General features: G+C 65.0%; 13 protein-coding genes. 5 read left to right on the top strand and 8 right to left on the bottom strand.

The genetic code is table 11. The annotated features are described in order from the left end of the window. Positions 1-6: 6 nt before the first annotated feature. Together hrpB and AC6I1W_RS03475 are read right to left on the bottom strand one after the other, a co-directional pair. Positions 7-2,517, bottom strand: a complete 2,511-nt coding sequence (gene hrpB / locus AC6I1W_RS03480; protein WP_270237156.1) for an ATP-dependent helicase HrpB — start codon at positions 2,515-2,517, stop codon at positions 7-9. After that, complete coding sequence (locus tag AC6I1W_RS03475; protein ID WP_065673002.1) at positions 2,499-3,146, bottom strand: NUDIX hydrolase; 648 nt, start codon at positions 3,144-3,146, stop codon at positions 2,499-2,501. Before AC6I1W_RS03475 ends, hrpB begins: the two co-directional genes overlap by 19 nt. 126 nt (positions 3,147-3,272) lie before the next feature. Here AC6I1W_RS03475 and AC6I1W_RS03470 point away from each other — a divergent pair, with 126 nt between their 5' ends. Further along, positions 3,273-4,655: an NAD(P)/FAD-dependent oxidoreductase gene (locus AC6I1W_RS03470; protein ID WP_117188192.1), complete on the top strand. Its 1,383-nt coding sequence runs from the start codon at positions 3,273-3,275 to the stop codon at positions 4,653-4,655. Beyond that, the gene (locus tag AC6I1W_RS03465) at positions 4,652-4,948 is read left to right on the top strand and encodes a hypothetical protein (protein ID WP_171048497.1); all 297 of its coding nucleotides are present in this window, start codon (positions 4,652-4,654) and stop codon (positions 4,946-4,948) included. Before AC6I1W_RS03470 ends, AC6I1W_RS03465 begins: the two co-directional genes overlap by 4 nt. Positions 4,949-5,255: 307 nt before the next feature. On the opposite strand, the gene AC6I1W_RS03460 is transcribed toward AC6I1W_RS03465, so the two are convergent. The 6 genes from AC6I1W_RS03460 to AC6I1W_RS03435 all read right to left on the bottom strand — a co-directional run bounded on the left by AC6I1W_RS03460 (position 5,256) and on the right by AC6I1W_RS03435 (position 12,451). After that, positions 5,256-6,203, bottom strand: a complete 948-nt coding sequence (locus tag AC6I1W_RS03460) for an endonuclease domain-containing protein (protein WP_117188194.1) — start codon at positions 6,201-6,203, stop codon at positions 5,256-5,258. A 322-nt stretch (positions 6,204-6,525) separates the two neighbouring features. Then, the gene (locus AC6I1W_RS03455; protein WP_117188196.1) at positions 6,526-7,647 is read right to left on the bottom strand and encodes a glycosyltransferase; all 1,122 of its coding nucleotides are present in this window, start codon (positions 7,645-7,647) and stop codon (positions 6,526-6,528) included. Next, positions 7,647-8,714 carry a non-hydrolyzing UDP-N-acetylglucosamine 2-epimerase gene (wecB, locus tag AC6I1W_RS03450; protein ID WP_270237164.1) on the bottom strand — a complete coding sequence of 356 codons (1,068 nt, stop codon included), beginning with the start codon at positions 8,712-8,714 and terminating at the stop codon, positions 7,647-7,649. Before wecB ends, AC6I1W_RS03455 begins: the two co-directional genes overlap by 1 nt. A gap of 61 nt (positions 8,715-8,775) precedes the next feature. Continuing rightward, entirely contained in the window at positions 8,776-10,020 is a 1,245-nt protein-coding gene (locus AC6I1W_RS03445; protein ID WP_270237166.1) for an O-antigen ligase family protein, read from the bottom strand. Then, a complete protein-coding gene (locus AC6I1W_RS03440; RefSeq protein ID WP_065672997.1) occupies positions 10,017-11,150 on the bottom strand; it encodes a glycosyltransferase in 1,134 nt (377 codons plus the stop codon). The genes AC6I1W_RS03445 and AC6I1W_RS03440 overlap by 4 nt, the downstream gene beginning before the upstream one ends. A gap of 2 nt (positions 11,151-11,152) precedes the next feature. Continuing rightward, a complete protein-coding gene (locus tag AC6I1W_RS03435) occupies positions 11,153-12,451 on the bottom strand; it encodes a nucleotide sugar dehydrogenase (RefSeq protein ID WP_493536899.1) in 1,299 nt (432 codons plus the stop codon). A 162-nt stretch (positions 12,452-12,613) separates the two neighbouring features. On the opposite strand from AC6I1W_RS03435, the gene AC6I1W_RS03430 reads away from it, so the two are divergent. The 3 genes from AC6I1W_RS03430 to AC6I1W_RS03420 all read left to right on the top strand — a co-directional run bounded on the left by AC6I1W_RS03430 (position 12,614) and on the right by AC6I1W_RS03420 (position 16,695). Further along, the gene (locus tag AC6I1W_RS03430) at positions 12,614-13,375 is read left to right on the top strand and encodes a DeoR/GlpR family DNA-binding transcription regulator (RefSeq protein WP_270237168.1); all 762 of its coding nucleotides are present in this window, start codon (positions 12,614-12,616) and stop codon (positions 13,373-13,375) included. A 349-nt stretch (positions 13,376-13,724) separates the two neighbouring features. Then, on the top strand, positions 13,725-14,675 hold the full coding sequence (locus tag AC6I1W_RS03425; RefSeq protein WP_270237169.1) for a 1-phosphofructokinase family hexose kinase: 951 nt from the start codon (positions 13,725-13,727) through the stop codon (positions 14,673-14,675). Between the two features lie 13 nt (positions 14,676-14,688). Beyond that, entirely contained in the window at positions 14,689-16,695 is a 2,007-nt protein-coding gene (locus AC6I1W_RS03420; RefSeq protein WP_270237170.1) for a PTS fructose transporter subunit IIABC, read from the top strand. The last annotated feature ends 22 nt before the right edge of the window (positions 16,696-16,717 follow it).

The raw sequence follows: 16,717 nt of genomic DNA, 5'->3' as shown, positions 1-16,717 counted from the left end.
CCGCCGTCAGCTATGCCCCAACGCCCGATTCGTGCGCTTCGTGGGCATGGCCGTCAGTGGGTCCTCGGGCCAGGGATGTTTGGAATAACGTCCACGATTCTCCGCTCGCACTGAGGGGTAGACGTTGGCCCAGAAACTGGCGAGATCGTCTGTGACGGCCAACGGACGTCGGGCTGGGGACAACAGATGGAGCACCACCTTCACGCGGCCGTCACAGATCATCGGGCCGTCGGTCCACCCGAAACACTCCTGGAGCTTCACCGCGAGCACCGGAGCGGCGTCACTGCCGGGTTCCGGGTAGTCAACGCGGATTCGCGACCCGCTGGGGACCGTGATCGTCTCGGGGAGGGCCTCGTCAAGACGTGCCGATTCCTGCCACCCCAGCATCCTGCGTAGGCCAGAGGTGGCGTCACTCCCCTGCCCTGCGGCCAGGCCATCCAAGTCGAGCCATTCCTCGGCGCGAGAGAGCAGAGCCTCATCACTGACGTCAGGCCAGGGGTCTCCGAGTACCCGGTGGGCCAGGGCGAGCCGACTCCTCAGGGACTCACCGTTCTTCGTCAGGCCTATAACCTCGAGCCCGCGGGATCTCACTTCTTCCAGCACCGCTCGACGGGCTTCATCACGCCCTGGCCGGACCGGGGTGCACGACAACTCGATGGCACCAAGCCGCGAAACGCGCCGACCGCGAGCCTTGCCGCCATTCCAGGTGACCGTGGTCTCGGTCGCGAGCATCGCCGCACCGGCATCCAGAGCCGCCGATTCCGCCAGCGGGACCGCTGCCCGGATGAGGGCGCCGCTCGTGACGCGAGAGGTTCGGGCAACGGCCAACCAGGGCTGCCCGAGCAACCCGGGTGGGCAGTTGCGGGGCAGTTCAACCCCAGTGCCACAAGCCAACAGATAGGACGATGACCCCTCACCACGGCTGCGAGCGATCCAACCTGGGCGAGCCAGGGAGACGACCGTGGCGACGGCATCATCGTCGGTGATGTTGGTGTCGGGGAAATCGTCAGTGAGACGCGAAAGCCGGTCAGCCTCGCGACGCCACACCCTCCCATCGGGGTGACGACCAGTCCGCAACTGGCGCCACTGCCCGACGAGGTCGACCTGTCCGTCGTCGAGGCCGAGCATGGCGACGATCTCGGCGCAGCGACGAGACCCGACAATCGGCGCGCCGTCGACCAGGGCCCTTGCTAGACGCGGGTCGACCGGAACCGTCGCGAGCTGACGCCCTCTGTCGGTGACTCGACCGTCAGCGTCAACAGCACCTAGGTCACGCAGTTCCTCCTCGGCCTCGGCCACCCGGTCCTGTGGCAATGGGGTTGGTAGGGCCATGCCTTCGCCACGAGGAGAGCCCCAAACGGCCAGCGCCAGCAGCGGTGCCACAAGGTCGGCATGATCAACCTCGGGGGCCGGGTCAGCATCCATCCCAGACCAGTCCTGGGGCCGCAGGCTCCGCACCGCGACGCCAAGGCCGAGACGAGCTGCACGTCCGGCACGCTGAATTGCCGAGGCTCGAGATTCCCGGACTGTCACCAGGCCCGTCATGCCGCGATCACGATCCAGGCGCGGTTCCCGGGACAGACCCGAATCGACGACGAGCCTCACCCCCGGCACCGTCAGGGAGGATTCCGCAACCGCCGTCGAGACGATGACACGGCGCACATCACCTGGGTCTGACAAGGCACGATCCTGCTCACGCGCCGACATCGACCCTGACAGCCCGACGATTTCCACGCCATCGAGCCGGGAGCGCAGATCCGCGACGACGTGGTCGACCTCGCGCGCCCCCGGCACGAAGACCAGCGCCGAACCATCTGGGTGGTGATCGAGGGCCTCGACGGTGACACTGCCAAGGTGACTGAGGAACTCGGGAGTCACACCCCGAGAATCCACAGGGGATCCCGAGGCTGGGGCCCACTCGATCTGGAGCTGATGCAGGGCCGATGACACCTCGACGACCGGTACCGGCTCGTCCGTACCGAGGAGGCTCGCCCACCCGGAGCTGTCGACGGTGGCCGACATCGCCACCACCGTGAGGTCCTCGCGCAGCTGGGCCACCTCGCACACCATCGCGACGGCTAGGTCGGCATCGAGATGACGCTCATGGACCTCGTCGAGGACGACGGCATCAACCCCTGTCAGGTCAGGATCGCGCATCAGGCGGCGAAGGAGAATCCCGGTCGTCACGAACTCAACCCTGGTGTCGCGGGTTGTCGTCGACTCCCCGCGCACGGCGTGGGAGGCGAACTCGCCGGGGCGGGTCCGGGTGAGTGTGGAAAGTCGGCGTGCGGCGGCTCTGGCTGCCACCCGTCGTGGCTGGGTGACGATGACCCGACCCGAACACCGCGATGCGACCAGCGGCGGGACGAAGGTCGTCTTGCCGGTGCCCGGTGGGGCGACGATGACCGCCCTCCCAACATCCAGGGCTGTGGTGATCTCGTCGCAATGATCGGCAACCGGATGCCCGGAGCCTATTGCGTCGAGGTCGAGACTCCGCGTCACTGGGCCGTCCCCCACCCCTGGGTCTCCCTCTCGTCCAGGGGATCAGGAGCAGTGGCCTCGGCGACCGTGCGGTTCGTCATTGCCTCCGTGGGGGCATCTTCCAGCGACCAGTCCGTCGCCCGGATAGGAATCCAGGAATCGGCCACCCGCTCGACGATCATCGTCATGATCATGACGGCATCGGGCTCGGCCCCCGGGAGCGCGGCGAACTCGTCAGGGCTGACCCACTGAAGCTCCAGAGACTCGCCAGGACGCGGTTTCTCCGCCGGATCACCATCAGCAACCATCGCCATGACGATGTCGGAGTGGAAGTGCCCTGGGTAGGGGCTGTGGGTGTTGAGAAGCACCGGCGTCGGGTGCATGAGGTCATGAACCCCGTCAGGAACCCGATTCCATGGCTGTAGGACGCTCAACTGGTCAATGTGGTAGCCAGCTTCCTCGTGGAGCTCGTGAGCAAGGGCCTGCCAGGGGTTCTCGGTGTGCTCGACGTGTCCGCCCGGTTGAATCCACAAATTCATCTTGCGGTGCTTGTGCACGAGGGCCTTCCACTGCCAGCCACGTGGGCTGTCGGATGGAAACCTTCTCAGGATCCACGCGCTGATCGTGACGTCGTGTCCATGTGGCTGGGTGTGGAGATGTGGCATGGTCCAAGCCTGTCACGCTGCAAGCTGCAGTGCCCGGCCCCGACCTACCCATGGGGCTCGCGTTATTGCGAAATACAGCACATTTTTGGGACAATCAGTATGTATCACCATCATTCGGAGGATCAGATGGACATCAATACCCTGTTGTCGGACATTGGCCTGCCGGGCCTGGGTCGCAGACCGGTTCTGGCGGACTCCAAGCCTCGAGTCGTGATCGTTGGTGCTGGTTTCGGTGGCTTGGCGGCCGCTGAGAAGACTGCCGAAGCAGGGTGCGACGTCACCCTCATTGACCGCAACCCCTACACCACATTCCAGCCGCTGCTGTACCAGGTCGCGACCGGTGGTCTGAACCCAGGTGACGTCACCTACCGCCTGCGTTCCTTCGCCGCTCAGAACGGTTCTCGCACCCACTTCCGTCGTGCCTCTGTGACCGACGTCGACACCGAGAACCGCATCGTCAACGTCGACAACGGCGACCCGATCTCGTACGACTACCTCATCCTGTCCCAGGGCGTCGGAGCCAACTTCTTCGGTACCCCCGGTGCCGCCGAGCACTCGTACACCATCTACACCCGCGCATCCTCGCTGCGCGCACGCGACGCCATCTTCACCTACCTCGAGGACCTCGACACCCAGCGTGACAAGACCTTCGACGTCATCATCGTTGGTGGCGGCCCGACCGGCGTCGAGATGGCCGGCACCCTGGCCGAGATGAAGTCGATCGGCATCCCGGCAATCTTCCCGGACGTATCCACCGACCGCGTCCACGTCACCCTCGTCGAGATGGCTGACCACCTCCTCATGCCCTTCGACCCGGCTCTACGCCACTACACCCGTCGCCAGCTGCAGAAGCGCGGCGTGGACGTGCGCACCAAGACCGCCATCGCCGAGGTACGCGAGGATTCGGTGCTCCTCAAGGACGGTCAGACGCTTCCTGCGGACATGGTCATCTGGGCTGCTGGCGTCGGTGCCCACAAGTCCGTTTCCGACTGGGGGTTCGAGCAGGGTCGCGGCGGCCGTATCGCCACCGATGGCACTCTCCGCGTCAATGGTCACGATCGCATCTTCGCCGTCGGCGACGGTGCCATCAACACCGAGGACCCCAAGCCTCAGCTGGCTCAGCCCGCCATCCAGGGCGGCGAGTGCGTCGCCCGTCAGATCGTCCACCTCGAACTCGGCGAGCCGCTGGAGAAATTCGAGTACCAGGACAAGGGCACCATGGCGACAATCGGCCGCAACTCAGCCGTCGTCCAGCTGTCCGAGAAGCTGAAGTTCACCGGTATCAGCGCATGGCTGACCTGGGTGATGGTGCACATTTACACCCTGTTGGGCGGTCGTAACCGTCTGCAGGCCATGATCAACCTCGGCGCTCGTTACATTGCGTTCCATCGCGAGGCCGGAGCCATCGTCGGCGATGTCCTCACCGAGGAAGGCAAGGAAGACAAGAACAAAAACGCTCTTCGCGACGATGACGAGAAGGGCGCCAAGCCCATCGACGGGAAGAAGTGATGCGCATGAGCAAGCTCGAGATCAATCCTGAGGAGATCGACAGGGGACCCCTGATTGCCATCGCGGTGGCTGCAGTCGCCGTCGTCGGGATCGCACTGGTGGCAGTGCGCAAGGGACCCAAGGACACGAAGACGGGATCCCACGATCCGTCCTTGTTCGAGAACCTGTCCAAACGCAAGCCTGCCGGCGGACGGAAGGCTCGCCGTCGCGATCCGCGAGCCGACGGCCACGCCACCCCAATGGGTGGCACCGGGCGTGTGTCGACCGCCCCGGCCTTCTACTCCTACAAGTGACAATTCACTGACGGTGGGGTGACGCGAGAGCGTTGCCCCACCGTTATTTGTAGGCTCGGTGAGTCTGGGTCCCTCGCTCCCGTGCCTCGAGCCACGTGATGAGCGTTCCCCTCCTGTGGCAATGGGGTTCCTGATGGTCGGTGGTGCAGCGCCACGTTGCAGATGGGTTCATCGAAACCCCATTTTCCACAGCGGGACAACGCGACGGTCTGGCTGGGGACGCATGGGTCAGCGAACGGGACGAATCAAGACCCATCAGGGGGTAGGGCTACCCTTCTCCGCCGTTACGAGGTTGGATCCGCGAGCCTCAGGCTGGCGCGACACCGCCCATGATCTGCCGCAGGACGGATTCACTGAACATGGTTCTTGGCCGATGCCGCCGATGCAGGTGGGAGGCGAGCCAGTCCAGGACGAATCTCGGGGTCTTTCGGAACATCGTCGGGGTGACGTGGAGCACCTTCCAGCCATGACGGTCCAGATGAGCCGACCTCATCATCGTCTCCTCATAACCCTTGGCGGTGCCGTGAACTGACCGGCCATCAATCTCCAAGGCGACCTTCTCGGCCTCGAAGGCTTGGTCCAGGTAGTAATGACGATCTCCCACCCGGACCTTGTGGTTGGGCTTGTGACCGGTGATCCCGGTGGCGCGAAGGACCCTGCTCATCTCCAGTTCCGGGATTGACCATGCAGCCAGGAGGATGTCAGCCAATGCGGCATCGACCTCGGCCTTTGGGTATCGGCCAGTAAGGCCCTTGCGTGCCCGACGACAGGATTCGGGAGTCACGAGACGTTGTCGCAGGGCCTCGCAGACCCACTCCCATTCTCCCTGAATGGCGAGGACGAGGACCGATACCTCAGCGGTGGCAATCCGAACCCGCTCCCGCTCGGTCACGAACCGGTGCGGCACGTGCCAGCGACGTACCCGAATACCCGGTCGGACCAACCGGCGGGTTGAGGAAAAGGCCTCCACTTCATTGATGGTTCGGAAGTCCATGGGCCTGTTGGCGCCAGGAGCGGTCATCCCGAGCAGCAGGAGAGCGGTCTTTCCGACGATCACGGCGTCGCGGTGCCACAACAGCAGCGCGCGAAGGATGGTCTTGGGGTCTCTGGCAAGGGCTGTCGCAGCAACCACTCCTGGCAGGATGCGGACGGCGTCTCCTCGGGCTACCGCCCGGTCGGCCTGGCCTCGGATGTAGCTGTGACGGTGGATGCGGGCAACGCCGCGGTGATCGAGTCGTTCTTGAAGGTTCCTCACACCCCAATTTGTCGGCGGGACCCGCGATTTCTGCCAGGCAATTTCAATTCTGTGGACAACTCCGGTCGGGGTAGCCAAGGCTTCTGTGGAAAACCGTCTTCTGAACCCGACCCTCGCCAGGTGAGATGGTTCACCGCATGTGCATCACCCCAATCACCACAGGAATGGGACAAGGTGGGTCCCCGGGCGGGGAAGAACTGAGGGAGAAGCGGGCACGGGGTAGGTTGGACCTTGGGGCCAGGGTTGGTCAGGTTACGGAATCAATGGTGGGGAAGGTCCGACGTACGCCGGTAGCCCCAGCCACGCGCTCGCTCCCGAGTAATCAGCCCTCGAGCAGGCGAGAAACCAGCCCCGTCAGCGCCTCAGCCTGGGACTCGAAGTTCAGCCCCGACTCGACGGCCCGACGTCCCGCCTGGCCCATCTCGTGGCAACGCGTCGGATCGGCAAGCAGCGCGCCGACGGCATCAGCGGTCGCGGCGACATCCTCGGTGTCGACGAAGATCCCGGCACCATAGCCGTCGAACATCTCCCGCCATGCCGGGAAGTCGGATGCCGCGAACGGTACCTGCGAGGCCATGTATTCGAACAATTTCGTCGGCAGGGAGGCGACGTAGTTCGGCAATGGTTTGAGAAATACCAACCCCAGCTGGCCGCTGGCCAACACCTTCGGCACTTCGGTCGGGTCAATGAGGCCCAAGTGCTCGACGAAGCCCTCAGCCACCGCGCGGTCAACGGTGTCCTGACAACGCGGCAGCACCCGTCCGGCCAGCACCAGGTGGGCCCCTGGCACCCGCTGACGAGCCCTGCGCGTCACGTCGATCATGAAGGAGAGTTTGCGTTCCTCCGACAGGTCTCCGACGTACACCAGCCGTCCCAGCACCGGATCCGGGGTCGCGTCATAGTTACCCAGCCAGGGATAGTTGCGCACCACCGTCACCGGGGAGTGGTGAAACCTTTCCCCGACCGTCGGGGTCGCGGCAACGACGGCGTCAACCCCACGGTCGGCCAATCCCACGAGCCCACGCGCCGCCAACCGAGCCAACGGCCGCGTCACCCTGCCCAGGTACGGCTTCGTGTCGACCTGGCCGATGAGGTCCTCGTGAGCGTCGTGGATGACCTTGCAGTGGTGACGACGTCCCCACAGCAGCGCCAACGGGATGAGCTCGGGGTCGTGAATGTGCAGCACCTCGGGTTGAAGGGCCTGCAGGTGCTGCCACGCCTCGCGTTGACTGACGACCAGCCGGCGGGCTCTCCCCTCCTCCCGATGCAATGCGACGACCGGGATGCCTTGGTCAATCCCGTCACGCTCGGCGGAGATGACGAGGTGATAGTCGTGGCCGGCCCCGACCAGCGCCCGCGCTTCCTTGTTGAAGACCCGGTTGTCGTGGCCGTGATGCACCGTCGACAGGGACACCACCCTGCCGAGGCGAGGGGAATCGGTCATCAGTCCCTCTTGCCGGCCTCGAGCAGCACCTTGGCGACGTTGGCAGCGGCCTTGCCGTCACCGTAGGGGTGGCCCGGATCGCCTTCGGGATGCGGACGGGTGGCATACTCGGCGAGGTGCTCGGCGTCGGGGTCGAGCACGTTCCAGCCGTTCTCGACGGTCTCCACCCATTCGGTCTCGGTACGTACCGTCGTGCAGATGGTGCCGAGCAGGAAGGCCTCCTTCTGCAGACCGCCCGAGTCGGTGATGACGCCGGCGGCATTCGTGACGGCATTGACCATGTCGGGGTAGGCCAGCGGGTCGATGGTGGTGAGGTTCCCGCGAGCGATGGTGATGCCGTCAGCCTCGGCGCGGGCGCGCAGACGCGGGTGCACCGGCAGGATGACCTTGCGATCCAGGCCGCCGAGAGCGTCGAGGATGTGGGCCAGACGCTCGGGATCGTCGGTGTTGTCGGCGCGATGGATCGTCGCCATGACGTACTCCTCGCCCTCCTTCACACCGGGCACCGGACGCGGGTTGGCAAGGACGGAGTTGCGCACCTGCAGGCAGACATCGGTCATGACGTCACCGACGAGCACCGATCGGGCAGCCAGCCCCTCGTCAGCCAAGTGACCCATGGCCACCTCGGTCGGAGCCAGGCACAGGTCAGCGGCGTGGTCGGTGAGGACCCGGTTGTGCTCCTCGGGCATGCGGCGGTTGAAGGAACGCAGACCGGCCTCGAGATGGGCCACTGGCAGATGCATCTTCACCGCCGAGAGGGTGCCGGCGATGGTCGAGTTGGTGTCGCCGTAGACGAGCACCCAGTCGGGGGCCATCTCCTCAAGCACCGGATCGAGCTGTTCAAGCATGCGACCGGTCATGAGGCCGTGGGAGCCGCCACCGACACCCAGGTGCAGATCAGGATTCGGGATGCCGAGCTCGATGAAGAAGGAGTCGGACATGTTGACGTCGTAGTGCTGGCCGGTGTGGATGATCTTGTGATCGATTCCCTCGGCCGCGAAGGCCTTGGCCACCGGGGCCAACTTCACGAACTGGGGACGAGCCCCGACGATGCTCACGACGCGCATTAACGAACCTTCCTGCCCGCGTACCGTACGTCGACCCAGCCTATCGTCCAGCGCCGTCAACTCACGCCTCCTCGCGAACAGCACGTCGCGCCATCACGGTATGTCGCGACCCGACCACGGTGTCGAGCAGGACGAGCACGGCCATCCACAAAGCAACGACGTTCGGCCCGACGAAAACACTGTTGGCCATCATGAGCACTGGGACCGCGAACATCATCGCGATGTACAGCCTGGCGATATGGCGGGTCTGTCCCGAGCGATGCGCACACCGCTGGAACGCCCGGACGATTCCCCACGCCCATGCCACGACGAGTACGGCAGCGACGAGAATACCGTAGTCGGAGGCCACATGGATGAGTCCGTTATGGGGATTGGTCTTGTGGTGCAGGGAATACACCGTGGAGTCACGGGACAGGTGGGCGAACCCACCGGGTCCGACCCCGACCAGCGGGTGCGTCGCGATGAGGTGCAGCCCGAAGCCGAGCAGGGACAGCCTGACCGGCCAGGAGCGTGAGCCGAGATTGGCATGCTGCACCAGCACGGCGATGACGTCATTCCACGCCGAGAGCAGCGTCGCCCGACCTGGCCCGAGGACCAGTACAACGACGGCCACGGCTCCCGCACCGACGACGATCCGACCGTATTTCCACGTCAGAGCCGCGCCGATGGCCATCAGTACCGCACCCATGAGGCAGAGCTTCGACCCGGTCAGCCACAGCAGGTAGAAGCTGGCAAGGGCCACGACGACGTGGCACCAGCGTTGCCAACCGCCCTTGACGACGGCGTGCCACGCGATCAGACCCAGACCCAGCACGAGGAACAGGCCGTAGTAGTTCGGGTTCGGGAAGAAGGTTCCCGGCAGCGGGTACACCAGCGGTCGGCCCCGCCACAGACCGTCGATGAACTGCGCCAGGTGGCGCGTCGTGCGGTGCTCCCACACAGCAATGGGGAGGCTGACGAGGATGGCGGCCTCCCACCCCAGGGTCAGGTCTGCCAGAGTGTTGTCATTCCTTACCCTGGACAAGGCCCACACCAGCACCAACCCGATGACGAGGTTGGCGAGGTCACCCCAGGCAGGCGTCCAGGACACCATGAGCCCGGACACCACACCGACGACCACCCATGCGAGACCAAAGATGATCAGCGGCCACTGTCGCGGCCACGACGTCCCCTTGATCAGAGCTATCACGGCCAGGGCGGCCACGTCCGCCCGGAAGGACGTCAAGGGCCCCACCGCCGCGTAGGTGCCGAAGAGCACCGTCAACGGCAGCAGGGCCACCAGGACACGGGTGAGGATCCGGGTCATGCCTCGACGATCTGGGAGTCCTGACGCTTTAGGGCGCGCTCCTCGACAGTGACGAGGGCGTCGACGTCAGCCTCGAAGTTGAACTCCTCGGCGATGGCGCGTCGACCGTTCTCCCCGAGACGCTTGCAGCGCTCCGGGTCGGCCAGCAGCTCCTTGGCCGCCTCGGCCGCGGCCTTGGCGTCCCTCGAGGTGTCAACGAAGACTCCGCAGTCCCACTTCTCGAGCATGTTCACCAGGAACGGCAGGTCGGTCGAGATGAACGGGATCCCGGCCGCCATGTACTCAAAGAGCTTGGTGGGCAGCGAGTTGACGTAGTTCGGCAGCGGCTCGAGGAAGACCAGGCCGATGACCGATGACGCGAGCAGACCGGGTACCTCGTCAACCGGGATGGATCCGCGGTAGTCAACGCGCGGATGCTTGTCGAGCTCATCGAACAGGTAGGCGACCTCGGGGTCCTGCTTACCGGCGATGACGAGGCGGGCGTCACCGTCCATCAGGGCCATCATGTCGAACATCTTGTCGGTCTGACGTCCCTTGGACAGCATGCCGACGTAGACGATCTGACCTGGAACCTTCTCCCCCTCCACCGTGGTGTCGAAGCTCGACAGCAGCGGGTAGTTGTGGACCAACTTCTGGTTGCGGTGTCCGAAGTCCTCGGCAACCCCGTCGGTTACCGCGACCACACCGTCGAACCCCTTGTCAGCCATGGTGACCAGGGCCTTGGCGACCGTGCGGGCGACCGGCTTGATCTTCGGTGACAGGTATTCCTTGCCGTCGATCTGTGCGACGAGGTCCTCGTGAGCATCGAAGACCGCAGCCCGCCCGCGCAGCTTCTTCCACGCCAGTACCAGCGGAATGAGCTCGGGGTCGTGGATGTGGACGAGATCGGGGTTCACCCGGTCGAGGGCCTTCCACACCTTGGCCTGACGGCGGGTCAGACGGTCGATGCGGTTGGTGGCCTTGCCGATTCCCACCACATGTACCCCGTCGACGATCTCGTCACCGTCCTGGGCGCCGATGAACCAGACATCGGCGCCCCGCTTGGCGAGGCTGGCACACTCCTTGCGGAAGATGCGGCCGTCGCGGGGGTTGTGAACGGTCGAGACGTGACACACGCGGGCAAGGGACATACTCAGGCCTCCCCGTCACCAACGACGATGACCTCGACGCCGTCCCACTTGGCCGCGTCGACGACGTGACGACCGTCGATGAGGACCTTGATGCCCGGAAGATCGGTCGGGGTCAGCTCGGCGTACTCGGGATGGTCGGCCTGCAGAAGGGCCCCGTCGACGGGCTCGCCGACGTGGTAAGCCTTGAAGCCGAACTTGCCGAGCTCCTCGTCGGTGAACATCGGATCGTGGACGCTGACGTCGGCGCCAGCCTTGGCCAGGATCTCGACGGTCGGGAAGACGCCGGAGAAGGCAGTCTCCTTGACCTTGCCGCGGTAGGAGGCACCGAGGACAACGACCTTCTTGCCGGACAGGTCTCCCAGCACCGAGGCGGCCTGGTCGACGCAGTACTGCGGCATCGTCATGTTGGCCTCGCGGGCGGTACGGACGATGGCGGCGTCCGGGTCGGTCCACAGGTAGAGGCGCGGGTAAACCGGGATGCAGTGTCCACCGACGGCGATGCCGGGACGGTGAATGTGGGAGTAGGGCTGCGAGTTGCAGGCGTCGATGACCTTGTAGACGTCGATGCCGTTGGCGGCGGCGTACTTGCCGAACTGGTTGGCCAGGCCGATGTTGACGTCGCGGTAGGTGGTCTCGGCGAGCTTGGCCATCTCGGCGGCCTCGGCGGTGCCCATGTCCCAGACGCCGTTGTCGCGCGGCAGGTCGTCACGATCGTCGAAGTCGAGGACCTGCTCGTAGAACTCGATGCCCTTGGCAGTGCCCTCGTCGTTCAGGCCGCCAACGAGCTTCGGGTAGCGACGCAGGTCGGCGAAGACACGGCCGGTAAGGACGCGTTCCGGGGAGAAGACGAGGTGGAAGTCCTTGCCCTCGGTCAGGCCGGAGATCTCCTCGATCATCGGCTTCCAGCGGTTGCGGGTAGTGCCGACCGGCAGAGTGGTCTCGTAGGAGATAAGGGTGCCCGGGGTGAGATGCTCCGCCAACGACTTGGTGGCGGCCTCCATCCAGCCGAAGTCCGGCTCCCAGGTCTCGTCGTTGACGAACAGCGGGACGACGAGGACGATCGCATCGGCGCCCGGAATCGCCTTGGAGTAATCAGTGGTGGCGGCGAGCTTGCCGGCCGGGACGAGTTTCTTCAGCTTCTCGTCGAGATAGGCCTCACCGGGGAAGGGCTCGTTGCCCTTGTTGATCTCGTCCACGACGCGCTGCTGCACGTCGACGCCGATGACGTCGTGACCCTTCTCGGCGAACTGCACAGCCAGGGGAAGCCCGATCTTGCCCATGGCGACGACGGCAATTTTCATTCCTGAACTCCTTGGGATTCGCGAATACCCCCGCCAGTCTAACCGGGCAGAACGCCGCAATGATTTCGTGTTATGCTCCCGCCATCACAGCCATCCCCGCATCATGCGTCTGACTAGGGATTTAGCCTGTTTGCGCTGGGGGCTTTTCGTTGAGGAGGGCCGGTGTATCCCGCCGAGAGACACAAGTGGCTCATAAACACCGCCCGCGAGACCGGTCGGGTGTCAGTGTCTGATGCGTCAGCCTCCCTGGGGGTCGTCCCGGAGACCATTCGGCGCGATCTCGATCAACTGTGCACCCAGAAGATGCTGAGACGCGTCCACGGTGGCGCCATCCCGATCGAGTTCGACCTGCTGGGAGATCAACCCCTCGACACCCGTGATTCCTCCGCGGTGAGCCAGAAGGAGCAGATAGCCAGGGCTGCGCTGCCCCACCTGCCGACTGACAACGGATCGATCATCCTCGACGCTGGATCGACGACCGGTCGACTTGCGGCAATCATGCCTCCCACAAGGCGCTTCACCGTTTTCACCAACTCATCGCCGATCGCCAGCACCATGGCAACCCGCAGTGCATGCGACGTCCACCTACTGGGAGGGCGCCTGCGCCCGACCACTCAAGCCACCGTCGGGAATGTCGATGCCATTTCACGGCTGCGTGTTGACGTCGCCTTCATGGGCACCAACGGCATCTCCCTGGACCATGGTCTCTCCACCCCCGACGCCGATGAGGTCGCGACAAAGACAGCGATGATCGCAAGCGCCCACCACGTCGTCGTGTTGGCCGACTCCCGGAAGATGGGGGCAGAGTCAACAATGCGGTTCGCGGAGTTGGGTGACGTGGACGTCATCATCACCGACTCCGGGGTAACCCCACACCAGGTTGAGATGCTGCAGAAATCTGGCGTCGAGATCGTCATCGCCTGAGGTCGGCCGCAGCCAGGGCCATTTCAGCCTCCCGGCCATTGCGCACGCACGCTTCCCCCAGCCCGCACTTCCACCGTGTGTGGTGTTTGGGTTGCTGACGTCAGGACGTGCAACCACGGGTGGCAGCAACCCCATTCATAAGACCGATCACCACACCGACTCCCGTCGCCGGACCAGCCCGTCAAACAGTCACCCCGAGTCATCGCGACGCCCCGCATCACCAAATGTCCGTTTTGGTGTTTTATTGTTGCTTTTTCAGCTTTTATGCTTTAGAGTGTCACACATCCCAACATTGCAGGGTCACTCATATCTGAGGGACCGTTGGGAGAAGCGACGAAGGAGTCCCCCCGTGATCGTCACAGTCACCCTCAACCCGAGCATCGACCGCACTGCATCCCTGCCCGGGCCGCTGCAACGCGGCCAGGTGAACCGACTCGGCAATTCCACTGAGGTCTCCGCTGGCAAGGGAGTCAACATCTCCCGAGTCCTCTGCGGAGCTGGGGTCGACACCTGCGCCGTCATACCGGCAGGAACCAAGGACCGCCTGGTCACCGGCCTCGCCAACGACAAGATCCCACACGTCGCCGTCCCGATCTCGGCGTCGGCAAGGACCAACCTCACCATCACCGAACCCGACGGCACCACAACCAAGATCAACCAACCCGGAGCCGCACTCACGCCCGACGAACTGACCGCCGTCGAGGAGATCATCCTCGAGACGTCGACCGACGCTGAATGGGTCGTCCTGTCCGGGTCTCTCCCTCCCGGCGTCCCCTCGAACTGGTACACCACCATGACCCGTCGGCTGCACGAAACCGGCGTCAAGGTCGCCGTTGACACCTCTGACAAGCCCCTCCAAGAGCTGTCCGGGAAACTCCCCGAGTCAGCTCCCGAACTCGTCAAGCCCAACTCCGTCGAGCTCGGTCAGCTCTGTGGAATCGACGGCGGCTCCCTGGAGGCTGCCGCCGAGCAAGGCCATTTCCACGACGTCGTCGCTGCCGCCCGGCGCCTGCACGGCATCGCCGAGGTGCTGGTCACCCTCGGCGGCGCGGGGGCCCTACTCGTCACCGAGACCGATGCCTGGCACGCCTGGCCGGAACCAGTCCAGGTGAGGTCGACCGTTGGCGCCGGGGACTCCTCCCTAGCCGGATTTCTGCTGGCCCGTACCCGCGGCGACCAACCCGAAAACTGTCTGCGCACCGCCGTCGCCTGGGGCACGGCCGCCGCAGCCCTCCCGGGGTCGACCATGCCGACCCCTGCCCAGGCCGACGCCATCCACGTCAGCCTCACCCATCTGTGAGATCGGAGAACCGATGAACGCCCCTCTCCTCATCCCAGAACTGGTATCCCTCGACGCTGACCTGGGCTCGACCAAGGCCGAGGTCATCACCTCGGTCGCCGGAATCATCGCCAGGGCCGGGCGCGCCGACGCCGACGGCCTGACCCGTGACGCCCTCGACCGTGAGTCCAAGAGCCCGACCGGGATGCCCGGCGGATTCGCTATCCCTCACTGCCGCTCCGCCGCAGTCTCCCAGCCCTCACTCGGCTTCGCCCGGCTGTCCCCCGCAGTTGACTTCAACGGACCTGACGGCCCTGCTGACCTCGTCTTCATGATCGCCGCCTCCGAGAACGGTGGCGCCGACCACATGAAGCTCCTCACAAAGTTGGCTCGCGCCCTCGTCAAGCCCGAATTCGTCGAGCAGCTGCGCCAGGCCCCCGACGCTCAGACGGTCGTCGACCTCATTGGCGGGGTCGTCGGACCAGAGGAGGGCGCGCCTGTACCGGCACCCGCCACCGCCGCCGCGACAGACGAAACAGCTCCCGAACAGACACCCACCACCCACGTCGTCGCCATCACAGCTTGTCCGACCGGCATCGCCCACACCTACATGGCCGCCGACTACCTCACGGCCGCGGGCAAGAAGATGGGGGTTGACGTCAAGGTCGAGCCCCAAGGTTCCACCGCCACCGAGCCCCTCGACGCATCCGAGATCGAGGCCGCTGACGCCGTCATCTTCGCCACTGACGTCGGTGTCAAGGGCCGAGAGCGATTCGCCGGCAAGCCGGTCATCGAGTCAGGGGTGAAGCGTGCCGTCAACGAGCCCGAGAAGATGGTCGCCGAGGCTCTCGCGGCAGCCAAGGATCCGCACGCGCACCGTGTTCCGGCGGGCCACGGCGAACACCAGGAGCCCGAGCAGGCCGGTTCCCAGATCGGTTGGGGCAAGCGCATTCAGCAGGCCCTCATGACGGGCGTCTCCTACATGATCCCGTTCGTCGCCGCGGGTGGTTTGCTCATCGCCCTGGGCTTCCTCTTCGGCGGGTACGAGATCGCCAAGGACGGCATGGACATCGCCCTCCACAACACCTTCAACAATCTTCCGGCACCCACCGCCCATGCCCTGGGTGGATCGGCCACCATGACCTACATCGGCGCGGTCCTCTTTGCCGTCGGCCAGGCGGCTTTCGGCTTCCTGCTACCCGCGCTCGCCGGCTACATCGGTTTCGGTCTGGCTGATCGTCCCGGCATCGCCCCCGGCTTCGTGGCTGGTGCCGTCGCCGGGGTCACCGGGGCAGGATTCATCGGGGCCATCGTCGGTGGTCTGCTCGGTGGCCTCGTCGCCTATGGGTTCACTCGCCTCAACCCGCCCCGCTGGCTGCGTGGTCTCATGCCGGTCGTCATCATCCCGCTCGTCGGGTCCCTCATAGCCGGCGGCCTCATGTACGTGGTGCTCGGCCGTCCGCTTGCCGCTCTCACCAACGCCCTCAACAACTGGCTGGGTGGTATGAGCGGAGCATCGGCTGTCATCCTTGGAATCATCCTGGGCCTCATGATGTGCTCCGACCTGGGCGGCCCCATCAACAAAGCGGCGTACCTCTTCGCGACGACGAACCTCGCCGTCACCAACGTCGGATCCCTCAAGGTGATGGCCGCCGTCATGGCAGCCGGTATGGTCCCGCCCCTGGCGATGGCCCTGTCAACGACTCTGCGTCCGAACCTCTACCAACCGGCAGAGCGCGAGAACGGCACCGCTGCCTGGTTGCTGGGAGCCTCGTTCATCTCCGAAGGTGCCATCCCCTTCGCAGCTGCTGACCCACTGCGCGTCATCCCCTCGATGATGGCCGGCGGAGCCGTCACCGGCGCCCTGTCGATGGCACTGGGCGCGGCGTCCAAGGCTCCCCACGGCGGTATCTTCGTCTTCTTCGCCATCGACCGGGTCTGGGCGTTCATTCTGGCCATCGTCGTCGGCACCGTCGTGGCAGCCTTGCTTGTAACCGTCCTCAAGACCTCAGCCAAGCGCAAGGCCGAGGCCGCCGCCTGAAATATCCACACCAAACCGCACC

The organism is Cutibacterium sp. KB22876, assembly GCF_059728865.1.
Note: the sequence above shows the minus strand (reverse complement) of the source record. Positions and strands in the feature narration are given on the sequence as shown.

Bases quoted from the DNA above. Each gene is read 5' to 3' on its own strand.
- AC6I1W_RS03455 (WP_117188196.1), bottom strand. From the start codon at position 7,647: ATGACCGATTCCCCTCGCCTCGGCAGGGTGGTGTCCCTGTCGACGGTG.
- AC6I1W_RS03440 (WP_065672997.1), bottom strand. From the start codon at position 11,150: ATGTCCCTTGCCCGCGTGTGTCACGTCTCGACCGTTCACAACCCCCGC.
- AC6I1W_RS03470 (WP_117188192.1), top strand. From the start codon at position 3,273: ATGGACATCAATACCCTGTTGTCGGACATTGGCCTGCCGGGCCTGGGT.
- AC6I1W_RS03435 (WP_493536899.1), bottom strand. From the start codon at position 12,451: ATGAAAATTGCCGTCGTCGCCATGGGCAAGATCGGGCTTCCCCTGGCT.
- AC6I1W_RS03475 (WP_065673002.1), bottom strand. From the start codon at position 3,146: ATGCCACATCTCCACACCCAGCCACATGGACACGACGTCACGATCAGC.
- wecB (WP_270237164.1), bottom strand. From the start codon at position 8,714: ATGCGCGTCGTGAGCATCGTCGGGGCTCGTCCCCAGTTCGTGAAGTTG.
- AC6I1W_RS03445 (WP_270237166.1), bottom strand. From the start codon at position 10,020: ATGACCCGGATCCTCACCCGTGTCCTGGTGGCCCTGCTGCCGTTGACG.
- AC6I1W_RS03420 (WP_270237170.1), top strand. From the start codon at position 14,689: ATGAACGCCCCTCTCCTCATCCCAGAACTGGTATCCCTCGACGCTGAC.